We start from the raw sequence: 21,367 nt of genomic DNA, 5'->3' as shown, positions 1-21,367 counted from the left end.
GGCTACCTCCTGATGGTCTATGCGTTAGGTGGCCTTAGGTGCGTTGGGTTCATTTATTTTGAGGAATGCCTGATCACACGGTCGACTCCAGCGCAGCTTGGTCGCTGACCACGTTTGCCCGCGCGTGTTGAAAGCGCAAAAAATCCTCGACCGGCATCGCTTTGCCAAACAGCCAGCCCTGACCGAAATGCACACCATTGGCGCGCAAGTAATCCCGTTGTGCCTCGGTTTCGATGCCTTCGGCGACGATCTTCAATTGCAGACTCTTGGCCATCTCAATGATGTGGCCGGTGACCGATCCGGTCGCTGCATCCTGTTCAATGTTGTCGACGAACGACTTGTCGATTTTCAGCACGTCCAGCGGTAGCCGTTGCAGGTGTTGCAGGCTGGAGAATCCGGTGCCGAAGTCATCGATCGCGGCCAGATAACCCAGTTCGCGGGCGTGATTGACCGTGGCGCGGGCGGCGTCGATGTCGAGGAAACCGCGTTCGGTGGCCTCCAGCCAGATCTGATTCTGCTGCACACCGGCCTTGTGCAATGCAGCCTCCAGGCCGGGCAGGAAGCGCCCGCTGCTGACGTCCCTGGCGGCGAGGTTGATCGCCACGTGCAGACCGCGCTCCTTGACCAGCAAGGGGCCGATGTCGCGCATCACCGAATCGATGACTTGATCGGTGATTGGCAGAATCAGGCCACTGCGTTCGGCCAGCGGGATGAACGCGTCGGGGCAGACCATCGAACCGTCGGGATGCTGCCAGCGCACCAAGGCTTCGGCACCGACACAGGCGCCATCGCTGAGGCTGACAATCGGTTGATAGTGAACGACGAATTCGCGATTGCGCACCGCCAGTTTCAGCTCGGCCAGCGGCGACAAGCGTTGGCGTGTGCGGCGCACGATCAGCAACACCAACAGGCCGGCGAGCAAACCGCCGATGGGCAACAGCCGCATTTCCCGGCGAACCAGCCCCTGCATCAACTCATGCCGGGAGATCGCGGCAATCGCCACCCAGTCACCGCTGTGCACGAGGGTGTAGAGGTAACCTCCGTCCAGAGCCGAATGCGAACCCGAGTGCACGCGGCTGAGAAAATGCTCCGCTCCCGGTCGCGAGGCGCTGACCAACTGGCCCGCTGCGGTGCCGACCGTCAGGTGCATATCCTCTTCGAGCATCACATGGAGGAATTGTGCGGGGTCGACCAGCACATTGAACGCCGCGTATTGCAGCGCCATCATCGGCTTGGCCGGGACGATGCGTGACTGCACACCGAGCGACACGCGCACGCCGTCGGTGGTGGTGAAGTCCTCCGGCCATGGCGTTGCGTGGTGTCCGACCGGGCCCCAGGAACCGCAGGCATAAATCTCCTGCTCGACATAACCGACCGACTTCACTGAAAAGGTGTTGATGGTCAGCAGGCGCATCTCATCGATGCTCTCGGGTGTGCAGGGCGCCAGGCTTGAGCCGGCGATGGTTTTGAGGGCGCTGGCGGCTTCGTTGAAGGTGCCGCTGGCCCGACTGGAGGCGACGGCTGCGAGGGTTTCCAGACGCTGTTGCGCGGCGTGCAGATTGAGCACCCAGGCCAGATAACCCATCAACAATACGGGAACCAAGACACACGGAAACCCCAGGAGAATGCTCCCCCAGACGATGCGTTTTTTATTCATTTGTCGCCACCTTGGCCCAAGGCCTGTGACGTGCGCACAGCACGGCTGTCTTCCAGCAAAGACAGATTACGGCGGCGCTGGCGGGCAAATATTGCTGTGGATCAAAAAGTCAGCTGAATGGATAAAGCCGTGCAGAAACACTGCGCAGGCCACGGGTTTTCCGCCATCTTTCGAAATAGCTACTAAGGTTTAAAGCTGTATTTACCACGCAAGACTCCGGTGGTGCCGTCAGTCGCCTGCCACGGGGGAAAACGCTGGACAAGGAGGTTTTCATGCAAAGCGCTTGTGTGCATCCATTCAGCGGGCATGCCCCGAACTTTCTTCGCAGTGCCTTGCTGATTGCCATGGCCAATGCCCTGACCCTAACCGATGCTTACGCCGCCTGTGGGCCGCTGGCTGCTGGCGCCTATAACGTCTCGCAAACCTGCACGCCGGCTGCCGGTATCGACGCCACGATCAGCACGCAAGCGGGCACGAGCATCACCACCACGGCCGGCGCCTCGGTGCTCGTTCGTGGCAACAACAGCAACTCGGCGCTCAGCCTCAGCGGCACGACCGTCAACAGCACACCACCGACCGCCGCCAACGCAGTGTTTTCCAATGTCATCGGCACGACCGGCAACGCGACGCTGACCGTCGACGGCGGCACCAACACCGTCAACATCGGCGGCAGCGGCCTCGATGCGCTGGCGATCACCAATGCCGGCGCGGGTTCTTCGACGGTCACGGTGACGTCCGGCACTACCCTGAACATCCTCAACACGGTCGTCGGCAACGAGCATGACGGCATCGACGTCAACGGCAGCGGCGGCGGGGCGATCAATGTCAGCCACCAGGGCAATGGGCAGATCACCCTGCTGGGCGGTAACGGAATCTGGACGAAGGCCACGGGCAGCGGCGACAACAACGTCAACGTCGGTGCCGGGGTGAACATTCTGGTGAACAACGACGATGCGCTGTCGGCCGGTCTGCCGATCATCGACGACACCTTGCCGACCGCTGGCGTCGGCAATCACGCCGGGGTGCATACGCGCGCGATCAATGGCAACACCACCGTGGTGAATGCGGCCAGTGTTCAGGGACTGGGCATGAACGCCTTCGGCATCTTCACTGAAGGCGGCGCTGGCAATACGCTTCTGAGCAACAGTGGCACGATCAATACCGACGGCCTCAACGGGTTCGGCATTCGTGCGATTTCGACCGTTGGCAGTATCAATGTCGTCAACAACGGCGCCATCACTACCACTGGCGGCGGTGGCCACGGGATTTACGCCAACGACAATACTGGTGGGCTGGGTTCGATCAGTATCGAAAACAATGCGCCGATCAACGTCGGCAACATCGCCAGTAATGTCGGTGCGCGGGCGATCTATATCATCAAGCGCGGTACCGGCGATGTCACCGTCACGGGCAGTGGCGATCTCACCGTGCTCGGCGCGCAGAGCACCAATCGCGCTTACGGCATCATCGTCAGCGCCGAACAGAATAATGTGTTGATCGATTATTCCGGCAACATCACCGCCAGTGGTTTTGGCGCGGGCGGCATTCGGGTGGATTCCACGGGAGGCAACGTCCGGGTCAACTATTCTGGCGATCGAATCGAAACCTTCAACAGCAATGCCAACGGTATTTACGCTTCCACGCAAGCGCCAACGGGCACGGTCGACATCAGCGCCAGCGGCACGATCATCACGCACTCCGACGCGGGGACGGGTGACGGCAGTGGCATTGGCTCCTTTGGATTGCAGGCGCTGACGCTGGGCGGAAATGTCAGCGCGGTGTTCACCGGCACGCTGATTGACGTCAACGGGGCTGGCGCGGCGATTCTTGCCGGTAGCGCGTTCAACGGCGGCACGGGCGCGGGCACGGTGAATATCAGCAATAGCGGGCAACTGATCGCTCGCGGTGATCAGCAGCGTGGCATTCGCACCTTGTCCGGCGATGGTACGCAAACCATCGTCAACACCGGCTCGATTCAAACGCAGGGCGCCAGCAACAGTCAGGGGATTCTGGCTGAAGCGTCGGGTGCGGCGAATGTTTCGGTCACGAATAGCGGAGCGATCACCTCGCGAGGGACGAATTCATCGGGTATCGCCGCGTTGACGGAGGGCGGCGTTGCCAACGTCAGCAACAGCGCAACGATTCAGGGGGGCTGGGCCGACAGCAGCGGTATCGCCTTGGGTGGTGCAACGCAATCGCTGAACAACACCGGGGTCATCGGTGCGCTCAGCGATGTCGCTGTGCGTGGTGATGCGACCACGCCCGGCACGACGTTTACCCTCGACAACATTGGGCAGATGACCGGCTCGGTGAACGCTGTGAGTGTGGCGAGCACGGTGGCCAACAGCGGCACCTGGACGCTGCGCAATTTTACCGATTCAACCGGCAGCGGCACGCGGGACACGTGGGGTGTGGCGACCAGCAACCTCGGTACTTCGGGTGCCAACAGTATCGACAACAGCGGCGTGATCCGTCTGGCAGAGCAACCGGCGAGCGGTATCGTCAATTTCAGTAGCAGTGGTGCGTATCTGCCGTTTGGGCAGACGTTCAACACGCCGACTGCGGGCGGTGCGGTGCAGGGGCAGTTGCTCGACGTTAATCGCTTCACCAACAGCGGCACCCTCGATCTTCCGGGCGGGACCAACACGGTTGGCAACGTCCTGGTGATCAGCGGCGCTTCTGCTGCGGGCACTAACGGTGGCGGGGTGTTTGTCTCCAATGGCGGTCGCTTGCTGCTCAATACCACGCTGAATGCGGGAGGTGCCGACAGTCGTTCTGACATGTTGGTGGTCGACTCGATCGCTACCGGCAGCGGCGGCGCCACGGGGCTTGCGGTGCGCAATGTCGGTGGTCAGGGTGCGGTGACTCAGGGCAACGGTATTGCGGTGGTCGAGGCGCTCAACAACAGCGCCGGGGCCGGTGATGCCAATGCGTTTCGTCTGGCCAGCCGCGTGGTCGCCGGGCCGTATGAATACCGCCTGCAGCAGGGCGGTGACGACGGCAGTGCGCGCAACAGCTGGTTTCTGCGTTCCGATGCGCCCGTGCCGGATGGGCCGCCAGAGCCACCGACGCCACCGACGCCACCAGTACCGCCTCCGACGCCACCCACGCCGCCGGTACCGCCGCCGACACCGCCGGCCCCGGATCCAACGCCCGATCCCGACCCGACGCCAGACCCCGATCCAACGCCTGCGCCTGCTCCCGTGCCCAACTATCGTCCGGAAGTGTCTCTGTACGGCGCGGTACCCGCATTGGCGCTGGTTTACGGGCGGACGATGGTCGACACCCTGCACGAGCGCGTGGGCGAAGAACGCCTGAACGCCGGCGATCCACTGCCCAAGGAAGATGAATCGACGACGACACCGTCCATGGGCTGGGGCCGGGTGATTTATCGCAGCGGCAAGCAGGATGGCGATCGCAAAAACGCCCTGGGCAACACACCGGAATATAACTATGACCTGACAGCATTTCAGGTCGGCACTGACCTCTATCGCAAAGTCAGAACCGACGGCAGTTATGAGCAGGCCGGCATCTCATTGTCGGCCGGCACCATCGACGCGGGCGTCAGCCATTACACCCGTCGTAATGCCGGGGAGGACACCTTGCGTGCTTATGGTTTGGGCGCCTACTGGACGCACTTCGGCCCGTCCGGTTGGTATCTGGATGGCGTGTTCCAGGTCAATCGCTTCGACGTCGAAGCCAAACCGAGCAACCTGGCGAAACTGAAAACCCGTGGCTGGGGCTACACCGCTTCGCTGGAGAACGGCTACCCGTACGAGTTTGATAAAAACTGGTACGTCGAACCGCAATTGCAGGCGATCTACAGCTACGTCGACCTCGATAGCAGCGACGACGCCGGCGCAAAAATCCGCTTCCGCGACGTCGACTCATTGATTGGCCGCGCGGGTGTGCGCATCGCCAAGGATTGGGACACCGAAGGCGTCGACAAAAGCGCACGACGCACCAATGCGTGGATTCGTCCGAGTGTCTGGCATGAATTCAAGGGGCAGCCGAAGACCGAGTTTTCCTCGGAGACGGGTTACATCCCGTTCGAGTCGGATATTCAGGGCACGTGGGGCGAGGTGAATGTCGGGGTGGACTATCAGGCGAATCGGCGTACGACGGTTACCGCTTCGGCGGGGTATCGCCAAGGGTTTGATGGCGACAGTCATGGGTACGACGCGATGCTGGGGTTCAAGATTAATTTTTAGGGTGCACCCACTGTGGGAGAGGGCTTGCTCGCGAAAGCGGTCGTCCTGCAACAATGATGCTGAATGTGCTATCGCCTTCGCGGGCAAGCCCGGCTCGCACAGGATCCTGCGTCGTACACAAAGTCGGGCTGCTTCAAAACTGTAGGAGCCGAGCTTGCTCGCGAAAGCGGTGTACCTGCCACAGAGATGCCGAACCTGCCGCCGCCTTCGCGGGCAAGCCCGGCTCCCACAGGATCCTGCGTCGTACACAAAGTCGGGCTGCTTCACAAAACTGTAGGAGCCGAGCTTGCTCGCGAAAGCGGTGTGTCTGCCACGGAGGTGTCGAACCTGCCGCCGCCTTCGCGGGCAAGCCCGGCTCCCACAGGCTGCTGCGTCGTACACAAAATCCGCCTACACCACAAAACTGTAGGAGCCGAGCTTGCTCGCGAAAGCGGTGTGTCTGCCACGGAGGTGTCGAACCTGCCGCCGTCATCGCGGGCAAGCCCGGCTCCCACAGGCTGCTGCGTCCTACACAAAATCCGCCTACACCACAAAACTGTAGGAGCCGAGCTTGCTCGCGAAAGCGGTGTGTCTGCCACGGAGGTGTCGAGCCTGCCGCCGTTATCGCGGGCAAGCCCGGCTCCCACAGGCTGCTGCGTCCTACACAAAATCCGCCTACACCACAAAACTGTAGGAGCCGAGCTTGCTCGCGAAAGCGGTGTGTCTGCCACGGAGGTGTCGAGCCTGCCGCCGTTATCGCGGGCAAGCCCGGCTCCCACAGGCTGCTGCGTCCTACACAAAATCCGCCTACACCACAAAACTGTAGGAGCCGAGCTTGCTCGCGAAAGCGGTGTGTCTGCCACGGAGGTGTCGAGCCTGCCGCCGTTATCGCGGGCAAGCCCGGCTCCCACAGGCTGCTGCGTCCTACACAAAATCCGCCTACACCACAAAACTGTAGGAGCCGAGCTTGCTCGCGAAAGCGGTGTGTCTGCCACGGAGGTGTCGAGCCTGCCGCCGTCATCGCGGGCAAGCCCGGCTCCCACAGGGGGCTGCGTCGTACACAAAATCCGCCTACACCACATAACTGTAGGAGCTGAGCTTGCTCGCGAAAGCGGTGTGTCTGCCACGGAGGTGTTGAGCCTGCCTCCGTGTTCGCGGGCAAGCCCGGCTCGCACACCGGGCTGCGTCGTTCACAAAATCCGCCTACACCACATAACTGTAGGAGCTGAGCTTGCTCGCGAAAGCGGTGTGTCTGCCACGGAGGTGTTGAGCCTGCCTCCGTGTTCGCGGGCAAGCCCGGCTCCCACACCGGGCTGCGTCGTTCACAAAATCCGCCTACACCACAAAACTGTAGGAGCTGAGCTTGCTCGCGAAAGCGGTGTGTCTGCCACGGAGGTGTCGAACCTGCCGCCGTCATCGCGGGCAAGCCCGGCTCCCACAGGGTGCTGCGTCGTTTACAAAATCAGGCTACACCACAAAACTGTAGGAGCTGAGCTTGCTCGCGAAAGCGGTGTACCTGCCACAGAGATGCCGAACCTGCCTCCGTCATCGCGGGCAAGCCCGGCTCCCACAGGGTGCTACGTCGTTCACAAAATCCGGCTACACCACAAAACTGTAGGAGCTGAGCTCGCTCGCGAACGCGGTAGACCTGCCACAGAGATGCCGAGCCTAGACCGGATCTGGCGGCGCGGGCGCTGTGATCAGCCCTTGTACGGCAGGTTGCGCATGGTCACCAGCGCCGTGGCGCAAAGCGTTTCCTTGCCATCCTTGACCGCAAACAAATCAGCCGCCGCCACGGTGGTGTTGTTCGACGCATTGATCACCCGCCCTCGGGCGAGCAGTTTTTCACCGTCGGCCGGTGCGATCAACTTGACCGTGAAATCCGTGGTCATGTTGATCCAGCCAGGGGGCAGCAAGGTGCCCGCCGACGAACCGCCGGCAAAGTCCGCCAGCGCACCGATGATTCCGCCCTGGAAAAAGCCGTTGTGCTGAGTGAGTTCTTTGCGCGTCGGCTGCTCGATTTCGCAGTGACCGGGTTTGAGGTAGTTGAAGTGAAAACCCAGCAGTTTCGCCGCCGGCATGCTGAGCACCGCGGCGGGCACGTGCTTGTCGTAATCGGGGTTGCTGGCGGTGAAATCTTCCATGGTATTGATCCTTGTCGTGACATGAGTCACTGGGTATAGCGGCTCAGCGGCAGAAACCAAGGTTTGTGCGAGTTAATAAGGCTTTTGAATATCCTTCGATAACGGGATGCGGTGGGTTACGCCTGCGTTGAAGGCTTTGAGGAAACGCCGTTCGTGATCGGCACTGGGCAACAGGCAGGTGTCGTACTTGCCGAATAATCGATAGCGATTGCGCGCAATGCGGTCGTAGGCCCAATCGCGTAACGCACGCGGGATGACGCGCAACAGCCTTAGCGGTTGCCAGCGCCCGGGTAACTGGCTGATGACTTCGAAAAAGGCCTCCGAACGCTCCCAGTAATGCCGGTCACGAATCACCGCCATGGTGTCGAACTGATCAATCGGCAAACCCGCCCATGCCAGCAGCGCCTGACCCTCGGGCGATTGCACCGCCGCCAGCCGCACGCGGCGTTGCTGATCATGACGAATCAAGAAACGCGCCCAGCCGTTGCACAGTTTGCACACGCCATCGAACAGCACCACGGTTTCACCGGGTTGCAGCAAGGGCGCTGGGGTAGGGCGGGTTTGTGTGGCGGGCATAGGGGCTGATTCTTGGCAGAGGGGCACGTCGGATCATAGCCGGGTGTTGGGTGAATCAAAAGATCGCAACCTTCGGCAGCTCCTGCATGGATCGGTATCTAACCCTTTGGGGGTACTCCCTCAGCGTGATAGGAAGTTTCGCCACGATCCGCATACTGGTCGCACCTTTGACAAAGCCTTGCTTCCTGGCCAGGACGCTATTTTCCGAAAGGTCTGACAATGAAACTAGAACTCGTACAGCTGGCAGGACGCGATGGCGACGCCGCGCACAATCTGCAATGCATTCTGCAAACGATCGCCGACTGCCAGCCTTGCACCGACATCGTGGTGTTTCCCGAGGCGTACCTCACCGGTTTTCTCGGCCATCACAACATTGCCCGACTCGCTGAAAACCTCAGCGGGCCAAACGTGCAGACGATTTGCACCGCCGCCCGCGAACGCGATATCGCGGTGGTGGTTGGCCTGATCGAACGCGACGGCGAGCGCCTCTACAACACCACGCTGTTCATCACCCCAGAAGGCATCGCCCTGAGTTATCGCAAAACCCATCTATGGGTTGGCGAGCCTGAACTGGTGTTGCCCGGCGACCGCTTCGCCACCGTGCGATGGCGCGGAGTGCGCATCGGTTTGTTGATTTGCTACGACATCGAGTTCCCGGAAAGCGCCTGCGCACTGGCCGCGCTCGGCGCCGAACTGATCCTGATCACCGACGGCAACATGCAGCCCTACGGCCACGTTCACCACACCGCCGTCGCCGCTCGGGCGCAGGAAAATCAGCTGTTCGCCGCCATGGTCAATCGCGTCGGCGATGGCGTTGGCGAAGTGTTTGCCGGCGGCAGCACCGTCGTCGATCCGTTCGGTCAGCGTCTGTTTGAAGCCGGCGCGGAGGAATGCCGGCATGTCATCGAGCTGGACATGACGCGCATCGCTCCGGCCCGCGCGCTCTACGATTATCGCGCCGAGAAACGTTTGAAACTCGCCGCTGACATCACCGAACACCCGGACGGTCGCCGCGAGCTGCTGATCCCCTGAACCTTGCGCTATCCATAACAACAATGTCGCGGCGAACGGCCAAGCGCTGGCCGATCCCCCAGGAGCTCCTATGAAACTCAAGCGTTTGCTGCACCTTGGCGTGTTCACCGTTTGCGGCTTGGTGGCGGCCGTCAGTTCGGCGCAGGGCCCCACGGTGAACTTCTACAACTGGTACGACTTTATCGCGCCGGAAGCGCCAAAAGACTTCGAGAAAGAGACCGGCACGCCAATGCTGCTCGACACCTTCGACAGCGCCGACGTCATGCAGAGCAAATTGATGGTCGGCCGCAGCGGCTACGACGTGGCTGTGGTGACCAACAGCGCATTGCCCAACCTGATCAAGGCCGGCGTCTTGAAGGAACTCGACAACAGCCAGTTGAGCAATCGCACGAACCTTGATCCGGACATTCTCGCCAAAGTCGCGCAAAACGATCCCGGCAACCGCTACTCGATCCCGTATCTGTGGGGCACCACGGGGATTGGTTATGACGTCGATCAGGTAAAGAAAATCTTCGGCGACGAGACGCCAGCGGATTCCTGGGATCTGATCTTCAAGGAAGAAAACATCAAGAAACTCAGCCAGTGCGGCGTGGCGATGCTCGACTCGCCGAGCGAGATCATCCCGATCACCTTGCACTACCTCGGCCTGCCGCCGGACAGCACCAACCCCGCCGACTACGAAAAAGCCGAAGCGCTGCTGCTGAAAATCCGCCCTTACATCACCTATTTCGACTCGTCACGCTTCATCACCGATCTGGCCAACGGCAACATCTGCGCGGTGGTCGCCTGGTCGGGCGGCGTGTACGACGCGAAAACCAGCGCCGAGCGGGCGAAGAATGGCCGACAACTGGCCTATCGCATTCCGCGCGAAGGCTCGTCGGTGTGGATTGAAAACCTCGTCCTGCTCAAAGACGCGCCGCACCCGGAGCAGGGCATGCAATTCATCAATTACATGCTGCGCCCCGAGGTCATTGCGAAAAGCACGAACTACCTGAGCTATCCGAATGGCAACAAAACGGCGCTGGCCTTCGTCAATGAGAACCTGCGGAACAATCCGGACATCTATCCGCCAGCCGCAACACTGGCGACGCTGTTTCCTTCGCAGCCATTGCCGCTGAAGATCGAACGGGTGCGTACGCGGGTGTGGAGTAAAGTTAAAAGCGGCACCTGAATCTATTGATGAAACATTACCTGTGGCGAGGGAGCTTGCTCCCGCTGGGGCGCGTAGCGGCCCTCGCTTTTCAATTCCGAAGAGCAGGAGCCTGCTGCGCAGTCCAGCGGGAGCAAGCTCCCTCGCCACAATTACGGTGTTGTTCGTCGTGTCGCGGGATAGCTTGCGATGCCATTTACATTGGCGGCGCAATCCGCGATCCGCGCCGTAATCCACTCACGACTGTACGCCAGCACACTCTGCGCAAACGGGGTCGGAAAGTGAATGAAACCGTGCGGCGAGGAAGGCAGCAGGTACACCTCGACCGGTGCGTATTTCATCCAGCGCTCGGCGATGTGGAGCGTGTCGTCCCTCAGTGGATCCAGCTCACCGGCAAACAGCAGCGCTGGCGGCAAACCACTGAAGTCACCGTACAACGGAGACAACGGTGGCTGACGCCGTTGTTCATCGCTCATGTCCGGCGTCAGCATGCGCAGCGCTTCAACCATCCCCGGCCCGTCCAGCACCAGCGTATCTGCCCGCGCATTGCGCACACTCGGCGTTCCCGTCAGGTCATAAACGCCGTAGTACAACAGCGCCCCGCAGATTCGTTGCAGCAATGGCGGTGACTGTTTCAGTGCCAGCAAAGTCGCTGCCGCCAGATGACCGCCCGCCGATTCGCCGACGACGATAACCGGCAGGTCGGCAAACTCGTCCTCATTGAGCAACCAGCGTACGGCGTTCAGACAGTCCTCGAGCAGGCCTTCAATCGGCGTCGACACGGCCAGACGATAATCGACCGACACCACCGCGACGTCGCAGGTGTTGACCATGGCGATGTTGAAGTTGTCGTTCATCTGCGCGTTGCCGATGACCCAACCGCCGCCATGAAAATCCAGCACCACACCTTTCGGCTGGCCTTTGGGGCGGATGATCCGAACGGGCACCGCGGCGCTGCCACTGCTAATCATTCTTCGCTCAGCCGTCAGGCCGTGCTGACGCAATTGCTTCGCGCCGCCGCCCACCTGACTGAGCCGCAACAACGCCTGAATCAGCCTCGGCGTAAGCCGATTACGAATGCGAAAACGCGGCAACCAGGCGAGTTTTTTATTGAAGGCGTGCACCTCCGCCAACTCCCGCTCGCCCTGCGGCCACGGTGCTTTTCGGGTCGACCTGAAGCCGCCCATCAACGGTTATTACGCAGAATGGAGAAATTCAGCGCCGCCGCCACGCACAACCACACGAGGTACGGAAACAGAATCAAACCAGTGATCACATCCAGCCGCAACGCCATCACCACCATGACCGCCACCACCAGCCACAGCAGCACCAGAATCACCATCGCGGCCAACACTTGATGCGCGCCGAAGAACACCGGCGTCCACAGCGTATTCAGCGCGATCTGCGCCGCCCACAACGCCAAAACCACCTGACTGCCAGGAATCAGCGTCAAGCGATAACCGGCCCAGGCCAGCAACAGATAAATCACCGTCCAGGCCAGCGGAAATGCCCAGTTGGGCGGGGTGAAACGCGGTTTGTTCAGCGACGCATACCATTCGCCCGGTTTGAAAATCACGCCGGTGGTTGCCGCCGCCGCGCAGGCCAGAAGAAAAATGAACAGAGTCATCGCCAGTCCTTAGCTGTGAACAGCTGGTTGGGGGAGGAGGGCCGAGTTGGCCGTGTTAGAGAGAAGACGCCTGGCGTGGCGAAAAGTTTGGAATTGTCTGCGGTTCAAGCACTGGCGGGTCAGCTACGCTCAGCGCAGGGATATTGTTTGGGATTGCTAAGCACAATGCATAAACCTATCGGGAACCCGCTCTGGCTCTGGCTCCTCATTCTGACGTTCAGCGTGTTGTGCCTGGCGATATACCGCGCGCACGTCAATCACCAGCGCCGTAATAGAAAACGCATCGACCAAGAATTTAGCAAAACCATAGCGCAGCACGGTATTGAGAATGTGCAGATCCACAAAGATCACACCCGGTTGGGCTACCGAACCAAAGGTGGAAAAAGACCGTTTGAAGTCCACCGAATTCTTCACGATCCACCTGATCGCTGGTTTGTTTATTCGCATACCGAAGACAGCGATCCGGTGCTGATGCCTATTTCACAACAGCGTGCGGTGGCCGCACGAGGATAAAATGGACTTCATCCTGGATCTGATAGCCCATCGCATCGGCGTGTTTGTGCTGAGATTGCTCAGCGGTGGCCGCTTCAAGGGCGAGAGTGGATTTGCGTGGGGCTGGGCGGTGGCGGTGGGCGGGGTGATTCTGATCGCGCCATTCGTGGCGTTTATCGCGTTGCTCATTCATTACAGTGGCCCGTAGCGTTTGTCGGCTACGGGTCATTTGTACTTAATCCTGATCCATCGCCTCGGCAATCCCTTGATCCTCACCGAGGAACCCGCCGCTCTGATGGTGCCAAAGCCGCGCATAGATGCCGTTTTTGGCCAGCAGTTCGGTGTGGGTGCCTTGTTCGATGATGCGCCCATCGTCCATGACGATCAGTCGATCCATCGCCGCAATGGTCGACAGTCGGTGGGCGATGGCGATGACGGTTTTGCCTTCCATCATTTTGTCGAGGCTTTCCTGAATCGCCACTTCGACTTCCGAGTCCAGCGCGCTGGTGGCTTCGTCGAGGAGCAGGATCGGCGCGTTTTTGAGCATCACTCGGGCAATCGCCACACGTTGACGCTGGCCGCCTGACAGTTTGATGCCGCGCTCGCCGACCAGGGTGTCGTAACCGCTGTGGCCCTGGCGATCGCTCAATTGACTGATGAACTCATCGGCCTGCGCGTTGGCGGCGGCAGTGCGCACTTGCGCGTCGGTGGCATCGGGGCGGCCATAGGCGATGTTGTCGCGAATCGAGCGGTGCAGCAGGGATGTGTCTTGCGTGACCATGCCGATGGCGCTGCGCAGGCTGTCCTGCGTGACGTGCGCGATGTCTTGCCCGTCGATGCGGATCTGGCCTTTGTCGACATCATAGAAGCGCAGCAGCAAGTTGATCAGCGTGGATTTACCGGCGCCGGAGCGCCCGACCAGACCGATTTTTTCGCCCGGACGAATGTTCAGGCTCAGGCCATCGAGCACTTGGCGTTCGCCGTTGTAGTTGAAGCTGACGTTGTCGAACGTGACCGCGCCGCCGGAGGTGACCAAACCCTTCGCGTCCGGCGCATCCTGCACTTTCGGGCTGCGCGTGAAAGTGGCCATGCCGTCCTGCACGGTGCCGATGCTTTCGAACAACGCGGTCATCTGCCACATGATCCAGTGCGACATGCCGTTGATGCGCAAGGCCATCGCGATGATCGCCGCCACGGCACCGGTGCCGATTTCGCCCAAATGCCACAACCACAGCGCATAGCCGCCGGCGCTCATGATCAGGCCGACGACCAATGCCTGGTTGACGATCTCGAACTGGCTGACCAGGCGCATCTGACGAAAACCGGTCTGTTTGAAATCTTCCATCGCCGCGCGCGCGAAGTGCGCTTCACGGTTGGAGTGGGAGAACAGTTTTACCGTGGTGATGTTGGTGTAGGCGTCGGAAATACGGCCGGTCATCGACGAGCGCGCATGCGCCTGTTCCTGGCCGACTTTGCCCAGACGCGGGACGAAATAGACCATGGCCAGGCCAAACAAGGCGATCCAGCCAACGAACGGCAGCATCAGTTTCAATGCAAACCCGCCGGCCAGCGCGATGATCGCGATGAAATACACGCCAATGCCGGGAAGAATTTCGATCAGGGTGAACAGCACGTCACGCACCGCCAGCGCGGTCTGCATGACCTTGGTGGTGACCCGGCCGGAGAACTCATCGGAAAAGAACGAAAGGCTCTGCCGTAGCATCAGCCGGTGGAAATCCCAACGCAGGCGCAACGGCAAATTGATCGCCAGAATCTGGTGCTGCACCATCGTGCGCAGCGCGACCAGGCCGATGCTCGCCACCATGACGATGCCCATGCCCCACAACACGCGGGTTTCCTGCGCACCGGCTTCGCCACCAGCCTTCCAGGTCGAGAGCAGGTCGACGACCTGACCGAGGAACGAAAACAGCCACGCTTCGTAGATCGACACTGCGGCACTGAGCAGCGCAAACAGCAGGATATAGCCGCGCGTGCCGCGAGTGCAGGCCCAAAGGAACCGCGCCAGACCTGCGGGTGGTGGCGGTACTTCGTCTGGGGGGAAGGGGTCGAGTCTTTTTTCAAAAGCGCGAAGCATGGTGGTTTCCGAAACGATAAAGATGAGGGCGATTTTGCCACTTTAAGACTGCATCAGGGTCGGAAGCCGTCATTTACCGATGACTGATTTCAACCCCGACGCAGTGTGGCGATTAACGGAGATGCCCGTTGCGCTGACCCTCAGGCGCGCTTTGGCAGTTTCCAGTTTGGCCGGATGAAGTGGCAGGTGTAGCCATTCGGGATACGTTCGAGGTAGTCCTGATGCTCAGGTTCCGCCTCCCAGAATGGCCCCGCCGGTTCGATTTCAGTAACGACGCGGCCCGGCCACAGTTTTGATGCGTCGACATCGGCAGCGGTGTCTTCGGCAGTGTCGCGTTGCGCTTCGCTGAGGTAATAGATCGCCGAACGATAGCTCGGGCCGAGGTCGTTACCCTGACGGTTCGGCGTGCTCGGGTCGTGGATCTGGAAGAAAAATTCAAGAATCTGCCGATAGCTGATCACCGCCGGATCGAAGACGATCTCGATGGCTTCGGCGTGGTTGCCGTGATTGCGGTAAGTGGCATTCGGTACGTCGCCGCCGGTGTAACCGACCCGCGTTTGCAACACGCCCGGATAACGCCGCAGCAGATCCTGCATGCCCCAGAAGCAGCCGCCGGCGAGAAGGGCAGTTTCGGTTTGAGTGGTCATGTCAGTGCTTCCTCTTGAGGGCATTGGTGTCTGCGTAGTTATGAGGGCGGGTTGGCGGATTCCAAGGAAAAAGGCACGGATTAGTTTTCCGGTCTTTCGACGGCGCTCACAAAGTGGTGCTCATCAACCCGCCGACAACACCGCTGCCGATCACGACCAGCCACGCGGGAAGCCGCCAAAACATCAACGCGATCAGGGCTGCCAGCGCCAGTCCGAAGTCTTCAAGCGTGAAAATGGCGTTCGTCCAGACGGGGTCGTACAGCGCCGTCAACAGCAAGCCGACCACCGCCGCATTGATCCCGGCAAGCGCAGCCCGCGTGCGCACGCTGCGTCGCAAGCGCTCCCAAAAAGGCAAAACCCCTGCGATCAATAAAAAGGACGGGGCGAAGATCGCCAGCAAGCAAAGCAGGCCGCCTGTCCAGCCGGACGGTGCCTGGTTCATCGACGCTCCCAGAAACGCTGCGAACGTAAACAATGGGCCTGGAACCGCCTGAGCAGCCCCATAACCCGCAAGAAAGGTTTCATTACTGACCCAGCCGGGCGGCACCACCTCGGCTTGCAGCAGCGGTAAAACCACGTGTCCGCCGCCGAATACCAGAGCGCCTGCGCGGTAGAAGGCGTCGATCATTGCCACGCTTCTGTCAGCGGTCAGTCCGGCTAACAGTGGCAGGCCCAGCAGCAGTGCAAAAAACAGCGACAGCCAGATTGCGCCGGACTTGCGGCTGATCGGAATTGGCAGTGAATCGTGCGCATCGCTTGGCCCGGGTTTGCACAGCAACACACCGGCAAGTCCGGCAATGACGATCACGCTGACCTGTCCCCACGCAGACGGTTCAAGCAGGGCGCCACACGCAGCAATAACCATGAGAGCAATGCGCGTGAAATCAGGGCAGAGGTTTTTCGCCATGCCCCAGACGGCTTGGGCAACGACCGCGACAGCGACCACTTTGAGGCCGTGAAGGGCGCCGGGCCCAAGTGCATCGCCGTAACGGGAAATACCCAAGGCGAACACAATCAGAAGAGCGGCCGATGGCAACGTGAAGCCGGCCCACGCCGCCAGCGCTCCGCGATAGCCAGCGCGTGACATGCCCAATGCGATGCCCACCTGACTACTGGCCGGTCCTGGCAGAAACTGGCAGAGCGCGACCAGATCGGCATAACTGCGTTCGCTCAGCCAGTGTCGTTTTGTGACGAACTCATGGTGGAAGTAACCCAAATGCGCGATGGGGCCTCCGAATGAGGTCAAGCCCAGGCGCAAGAAGATTGCCAACACCGACCAGGCACTGCTGCGCGTTTCGTTAAAGGGTTGGGCCATTAATACGGTTACTCAGCAGGTTGCCCAGAGCTTTTTTCAAAGGTGTCTTCCTTGAGTGGAGCGTTTTCAGATGTTTTGAGGGTGAACGGGCGGGCCCCTTCGCGAGCAAGCCCGCTCCCACAGGGGTTCTGTGTCGGGCTCAAAATCCGCGTTTGACGCAGATCCCCTGTGGGAGCGGGCTTGCTCGCGAAGAGGCCGGCCGCGCTACCACAAACCTACCGTTTACCAACCGGTATCTCGTCGAGGGCGCGATAAATCGGCAGCCCCAGCTGCACAGCCAGTTCTTCGATCAGATCGGCGCTCCCGGCGGTTCCACCAACATGCAAAACCCCATCGCAGCGCTGCAACAGCGCCTTCGCATAGTCGCGATAAACCCCATCCCCCAACCCCGCCGACGCCACCAACGGAAAATGTCCCGCCTGCAGCAACTCGCTACCAGTGGCCAGCGCTACCCGATCATCTGAACCACACACCACAATCGTCCGTGCCAGCGACGTCGGCATCACTTGCTTGAGGTACTGCAAAAGCATGATGGTCTTGCCATCCATGATCCGCCCGTCATCAACCATCGCCAGTGCTTCGGCAAACGGCAACTCCAGTACCTCGATGTCTTCGCCTTCCTCGGCCAGACCACCGCCATCGCTGATGCGGTCTTGCGGCTGGTACTCACCGACAAAAAAATGCAGGCGTTCAGTCACCGAGCCAGGGCTCATGAACGCTTCGTAGACCTTGCGCACCGATTGCACGCGATAGCCGGTTTCTTCTTCGGCCTCAAGGCGCACGCGCTCTTCAGGGCTGGCGTCATCCAGCAATCCGGCAGCGGTTTCGATCAGGTAGCCCTCATGGCCATTGACGAACGTCGGGATGCGGAACTGGCGGATGAGAATGACGGTGCGTTTCGCCAGATTGTAGAGACCGATCGTGGCGCCATTGCCGCGATCGTAGACCTCACGGGTGAGCGCCTGCCAACTGCCGTCGCGACGTTGCAGTTCGAAATCGATTTTCTTCAGGATGTACCAGTTGTCCGACAGCAGATGCTGGGCGACGATGCGCACATTGCGGTGATTCATGAACAAGCAGCCTTGCTGGAAATTTATGAATTAATACCACACGTCTGCACGAAACTTCGCTAATCGACAGACACGCCTTGCACAGCCCCGTTGAGCAGGATGAGTTCGACGGCTTGATCGATGCTCAGTTGCGCCGTATCAACCGTGAGCGGTGCTGGCGACCAGGGTTCATAGTCATGATCAAGCACCGATTGCCACGAGGGTGGGATCAACCCCGGAACATCTGACTGCCGCTGTTCAACGCGCCGACGGTGCTCTTGCGGGTCTGAGCAGATCACTTCGATATTCAGCAGTGCAGCGTTAGCACGGGCGGCAACATCGGCCCACGCTTGTCTGCTTTCAGCCACAGGATTGACGCAGTCGACGATGACAGTGTGACCCGGTCGAAGATTGCCCAGCGCCAGTTCAAGCGCAACAAAATAACCACTGCGGCCGACATCGCCTGCGAGAACGTCGGCGTTACGGATAGCTTGTTCAATCGTATCAATCCTCAGGTACGTGGCTTTTAACCGCGTCGCGACAGATTTGGCGAGGGTCGTTTTGCCGGTGCCGGGCAAACCGCTGAACACAATAAGCATGGGGAGTTCCTCAGCGTTGACTCAGCCATTCTTCCCGGCTGATTTCCCAAAGATCCCGGGGCCAGCGGCCGCTGACGAAGTCGCCTTCATCGCTGCCGATCAGGCGCATGCCGCTGCGTTCGGAGAGCCGGCGCGAGGCGATATTGGGCGCCGCTTTTGGCACGCGCATGAGCGTGCGATTCAAGGTTTCGAACCAATAATCGGTGACGGCGGCGCAGGCTTCGGTCATCAAGCCTTGACCGTGCCATGCCGGCGCGAGCCAGAGCCCACGGTTGTTGTCCTGCTCATCCATCAGGCTGATGTTGCCGATCAATTGTTCAGGTGTCGATTTCAGCCGCAGCGACCAATGCCACTCCTTGCCAGCGGCCATCGCCGGCAATGCAATGTCGCGCAGGTAGGTGAGGGCGCCGTCGGCGGGGTAGGGCCAAGGGACGAGGGCGTTCAGGTAACGCACCACTTCCCAGTGCGCAAATTGCTGCTGCACGGCATCAGCGTCGGCCAGTTCCAGCGGGCGCAGGATCAGCCGTTCGGTGTACAACGTCGGTATCTCTTCCATAAACCTGCCGCCTCCTTGAGCATTGCTAATGAACGCTCAAGGCTAACCCATCTTTACCAAGTTGCGGCAGTGGCTTTCGGCAGGCTCAATTTGCCGCTGTCGACAAAACGCATGGTGCCGAACAAGCCGCCGGCGAGTTTTCCGCGCAGCACGTACGGCAGATTGTCGAGGGTTTGCGTCTGACTGAGGCCGAGGGTTTGGCGCAGTACCGAGAACGCGGAAATGCTCACCGGCACGCTGACGATGGTTTCGGAGAAGCGCGGAATCGAGCCGCTCTGATCGCTCACGCCCGAGGCCAGTGAATGGCCGTTGACTTCCAGATCGAGGGCGATGCCGTTGTAGTCGATGGCGGTTTCGTTGGGGTTCTGCACGCGGATCTTGATCGCGAAGCGCACTTCCAGATCCTGGCTCGGCAACGGTTCGAGGCCGACCACGTTGATGTTCACCGGGTCTCGGTTGGGAAACAGCGCGCAGGCACTGAGGGACAGCAACAGTAACGACAGAATGACGGCGTGGACGCGGCGCATAAACGGTCTCTCAACAAAAAAGGGCTGAACCGTTGCCGGTGCAGCCCTTTCTGTTAAAGGCCGGACGTCAGCGGTTCAACTGTGCGACAGCCGCCGGTTGGCCAGGTTCAGCTTTGGACGGCATGTCCGGGTTTTCCATGACCTGAAGAATAGAAGCTTCCGGGTCGAAATCGTCTTCTTCCAGCTCGATGAATTCTTCCGGCAGGAAGACGTTCAGCACGATAGCGCACAACGCACCGACGGTGATTGGCGACTCGAAGATGTTGCGCAGCGCTTGCGGCAGTTCGCGCAGCACCTCCGGCACAGCGGCAATGCCCAGGCCCATGCCGAGGGAAATCGCCACGATAAGCATGTTGCGACGGTGCAGGCCGGCTTCGGCGAGGATCTTGATCCCGGCCACCGCGACGGTGCCGAACATCACCAGCTCAGCGCCGCCGAGCACCGGTTTCGGCATCAGTTGCAGCACCGCACCGATCATCGGGAACAGTCCGAGCAGTACCAGCAGACCGGCGATGAAGAAGGCGACATAACGGCTGGCGACGCCGGTGAGCTGGATCACGCCGTTGTTCTGCGCGAAGGTCACCATCGGCATGCTGTTGAACACCGCCGCCATGGCCGAGTTGAGGCCATCGGCGAGCAGGCCGGACTTGATCCGGCGGATGTACAGCGGGCCTTTGACCGGTTGGCGCGAGATCATCGAGTTGGCCGTCAGGTCGCCCGCAGCTTCGAGCGGCGACACCAGGAAAATCACCGCGATCGGCACAAACGCGACCCAGTCGAAATTGAAACCGTACTTGAACGGCACCGGTACGCTGACCAGCGGCACTTCTGGCATCGAAGCGAAATCGACGGTGCCCATCAGCCATGCAACGAAGTAACCGAGGGTCAGGCCGATAACGATCGCGCCGAGGCGCAGGAACGGCACGTCAACGCGGTTCAGCACGACGATGGTGCCGATCACCAGCGCGGCCAGAAACAGATGGCTGGACGCGCCCAGATCCGCCGCGCCGAAACCGCCGGCAATGTCGGTCATCGCCACTTTGATCAACGACAGGCCCATCAAGGTGATGATGGTGCCGGTGACCACCGGGGTGATCAGCATGCGCAATTTGCCGATGAACTGGCTGAGCGCAACCTCGATGAACGCGGCGAAGAAGCACACGCCGAAGATCGTCGAGAGGATTTCATCGGTGCCACCACCGCGCGCCTTGACCATGAAACCGGCACTGAGAATCACGCTGATAAACGAGAAACTGGTGCCTTGCAGGCACAACAATCCGGAACCGACCGGGCCGAAACGCTTGGCCTGGACGAACGTGCCGAGGCCGGAGACGAACAGCGCCATGCTGATCAGGTAGGGAATTTCGCTTTGCAGACCGAGGGCGCCGCCCATGATCAGCGTCGGCGTGATGATGCCGACGAAGCTCGCCAGCACGTGTTGCAGCGCGGCGAACACGGTGGCGGTGAGGTGCGGACGGTCGTTGAGACCGTAGATCAAGTCGTTGTTGCGCGGGGCTTTTTCAGAGGCGGTCATGGTGATTTATGCGCCGCGAGGCGGGGCCGGGTCAGAAAATGGAGGCGCAGGATGCCGCAAGAGCGCGGCGAGGGCAACGAGCAAGAATTGCCTGAAAGGTCAGGTTTTATTGGGGGTTGTACCCAAATCCCTGTAGGAGCTGTCGAGTGAAACGAGGCTGCGATCTTTTGATCTTTA

The 21,367-nt window shown here is 60.4% G+C and carries 18 protein-coding genes; 5 read left to right on the top strand and 13 right to left on the bottom strand.

Annotation, left to right across the window (positions count from 1 at the left end):
• Positions 1–73 precede the first annotated feature (73 nt).
• Entirely contained in the window at positions 74–1,657 is a 1,584-nt protein-coding gene (locus GVL50_RS00725) for an EAL domain-containing protein (RefSeq protein WP_159811394.1), read from the bottom strand.
• 272 nt (positions 1,658–1,929) lie between these two features.
• On the opposite strand from GVL50_RS00725, the gene GVL50_RS00720 reads away from it, so the two are divergent.
• A complete protein-coding gene (locus GVL50_RS00720; protein WP_159811393.1) occupies positions 1,930–5,868 on the top strand; it encodes an autotransporter outer membrane beta-barrel domain-containing protein in 3,939 nt (1,312 codons plus the stop codon).
• 1,679 nt (positions 5,869–7,547) lie between these two features.
• Here GVL50_RS00720 and GVL50_RS00715 read toward each other — a convergent pair.
• Together GVL50_RS00715 and GVL50_RS00710 are read right to left on the bottom strand one after the other, a co-directional pair.
• Positions 7,548–7,991, bottom strand: a complete 444-nt coding sequence (locus GVL50_RS00715; RefSeq protein ID WP_159811392.1) for a PaaI family thioesterase — start codon at positions 7,989–7,991, stop codon at positions 7,548–7,550.
• A 72-nt stretch (positions 7,992–8,063) separates the two neighbouring features.
• Positions 8,064–8,567: a thiol-disulfide oxidoreductase DCC family protein gene (locus tag GVL50_RS00710; RefSeq protein WP_159811391.1), complete on the bottom strand. Its 504-nt coding sequence runs from the start codon at positions 8,565–8,567 to the stop codon at positions 8,064–8,066.
• 219 nt (positions 8,568–8,786) lie between these two features.
• On the opposite strand from GVL50_RS00710, the gene GVL50_RS00705 reads away from it, so the two are divergent.
• Positions 8,787–9,599: a carbon-nitrogen hydrolase family protein gene (locus tag GVL50_RS00705; protein WP_159811390.1), complete on the top strand. Its 813-nt coding sequence runs from the start codon at positions 8,787–8,789 to the stop codon at positions 9,597–9,599.
• 70 nt (positions 9,600–9,669) lie between these two features.
• A complete protein-coding gene (locus GVL50_RS00700) occupies positions 9,670–10,770 on the top strand; it encodes a polyamine ABC transporter substrate-binding protein (RefSeq protein WP_159811389.1) in 1,101 nt (366 codons plus the stop codon).
• A 131-nt stretch (positions 10,771–10,901) separates the two neighbouring features.
• On the opposite strand, the gene GVL50_RS00695 is transcribed toward GVL50_RS00700, so the two are convergent.
• Both GVL50_RS00695 and GVL50_RS00690 read right to left on the bottom strand, forming a co-directional pair.
• Positions 10,902–11,936: an alpha/beta hydrolase gene (locus GVL50_RS00695; RefSeq protein ID WP_159811388.1), complete on the bottom strand. Its 1,035-nt coding sequence runs from the start codon at positions 11,934–11,936 to the stop codon at positions 10,902–10,904.
• Positions 11,936–12,376 carry a TspO/MBR family protein gene (locus GVL50_RS00690; protein WP_053119764.1) on the bottom strand — a complete coding sequence of 147 codons (441 nt, stop codon included), beginning with the start codon at positions 12,374–12,376 and terminating at the stop codon, positions 11,936–11,938. The genes GVL50_RS00695 and GVL50_RS00690 overlap by 1 nt, the downstream gene beginning before the upstream one ends.
• 165 nt (positions 12,377–12,541) lie before the next feature.
• Here GVL50_RS00690 and GVL50_RS00685 point away from each other — a divergent pair, with 165 nt between their 5' ends.
• A complete protein-coding gene (locus tag GVL50_RS00685; protein WP_159811387.1) occupies positions 12,542–12,889 on the top strand; it encodes a hypothetical protein in 348 nt (115 codons plus the stop codon).
• Position 12,890: 1 nt separating this feature from the next.
• The gene (locus GVL50_RS00680; protein ID WP_053119766.1) at positions 12,891–13,076 is read left to right on the top strand and encodes a hypothetical protein; all 186 of its coding nucleotides are present in this window, start codon (positions 12,891–12,893) and stop codon (positions 13,074–13,076) included.
• Between the two features lie 27 nt (positions 13,077–13,103).
• Here GVL50_RS00680 and GVL50_RS00675 read toward each other — a convergent pair whose 3' ends face one another.
• The 8 genes from GVL50_RS00675 to GVL50_RS00640 form a co-directional block, all read right to left on the bottom strand.
• The gene (locus GVL50_RS00675) at positions 13,104–14,963 is read right to left on the bottom strand and encodes an ABC transporter ATP-binding protein (protein ID WP_159811386.1); all 1,860 of its coding nucleotides are present in this window, start codon (positions 14,961–14,963) and stop codon (positions 13,104–13,106) included.
• A gap of 140 nt (positions 14,964–15,103) precedes the next feature.
• Positions 15,104–15,610 (bottom strand): peptide-methionine (S)-S-oxide reductase MsrA, encoded by a 507-nt coding sequence (gene msrA / locus GVL50_RS00670; RefSeq protein ID WP_159811385.1) that lies wholly within the window; start codon positions 15,608–15,610, stop codon positions 15,104–15,106.
• A 106-nt stretch (positions 15,611–15,716) separates the two neighbouring features.
• Positions 15,717–16,925: a chromate efflux transporter gene (chrA, locus tag GVL50_RS00665; RefSeq protein WP_159811384.1), complete on the bottom strand. Its 1,209-nt coding sequence runs from the start codon at positions 16,923–16,925 to the stop codon at positions 15,717–15,719.
• 215 nt (positions 16,926–17,140) lie between these two features.
• The gene (locus GVL50_RS00660) at positions 17,141–17,995 is read right to left on the bottom strand and encodes an NUDIX domain-containing protein (protein WP_159811383.1); all 855 of its coding nucleotides are present in this window, start codon (positions 17,993–17,995) and stop codon (positions 17,141–17,143) included.
• Positions 17,996–18,054: 59 nt separating this feature from the next.
• Complete coding sequence (locus tag GVL50_RS00655) at positions 18,055–18,573, bottom strand: AAA family ATPase (RefSeq protein WP_159811382.1); 519 nt, start codon at positions 18,571–18,573, stop codon at positions 18,055–18,057.
• A 10-nt stretch (positions 18,574–18,583) separates the two neighbouring features.
• Positions 18,584–19,129, bottom strand: coding sequence for a GNAT family N-acetyltransferase (locus tag GVL50_RS00650; RefSeq protein ID WP_159811381.1), 546 nt, complete (start codon positions 19,127–19,129; stop codon positions 18,584–18,586).
• Positions 19,130–19,182: 53 nt separating this feature from the next.
• On the bottom strand, positions 19,183–19,656 hold the full coding sequence (locus GVL50_RS00645; protein ID WP_159811380.1) for an LEA type 2 family protein: 474 nt from the start codon (positions 19,654–19,656) through the stop codon (positions 19,183–19,185).
• Positions 19,657–19,723: 67 nt separating this feature from the next.
• Positions 19,724–21,190 carry a nucleobase:cation symporter-2 family protein gene (locus tag GVL50_RS00640; RefSeq protein ID WP_053119783.1) on the bottom strand — a complete coding sequence of 489 codons (1,467 nt, stop codon included), beginning with the start codon at positions 21,188–21,190 and terminating at the stop codon, positions 19,724–19,726.
• Between the last annotated feature and the right edge of the window lie 177 nt (positions 21,191–21,367).

Source organism: Pseudomonas sp. 18058 (assembly GCF_902706155.1).
GTDB classification, from domain to species: Bacteria; Pseudomonadota; Gammaproteobacteria; order Pseudomonadales; family Pseudomonadaceae; genus Aquipseudomonas; species Aquipseudomonas rustica.
This window is presented reverse-complemented; position numbering and strand designations above follow the sequence as displayed.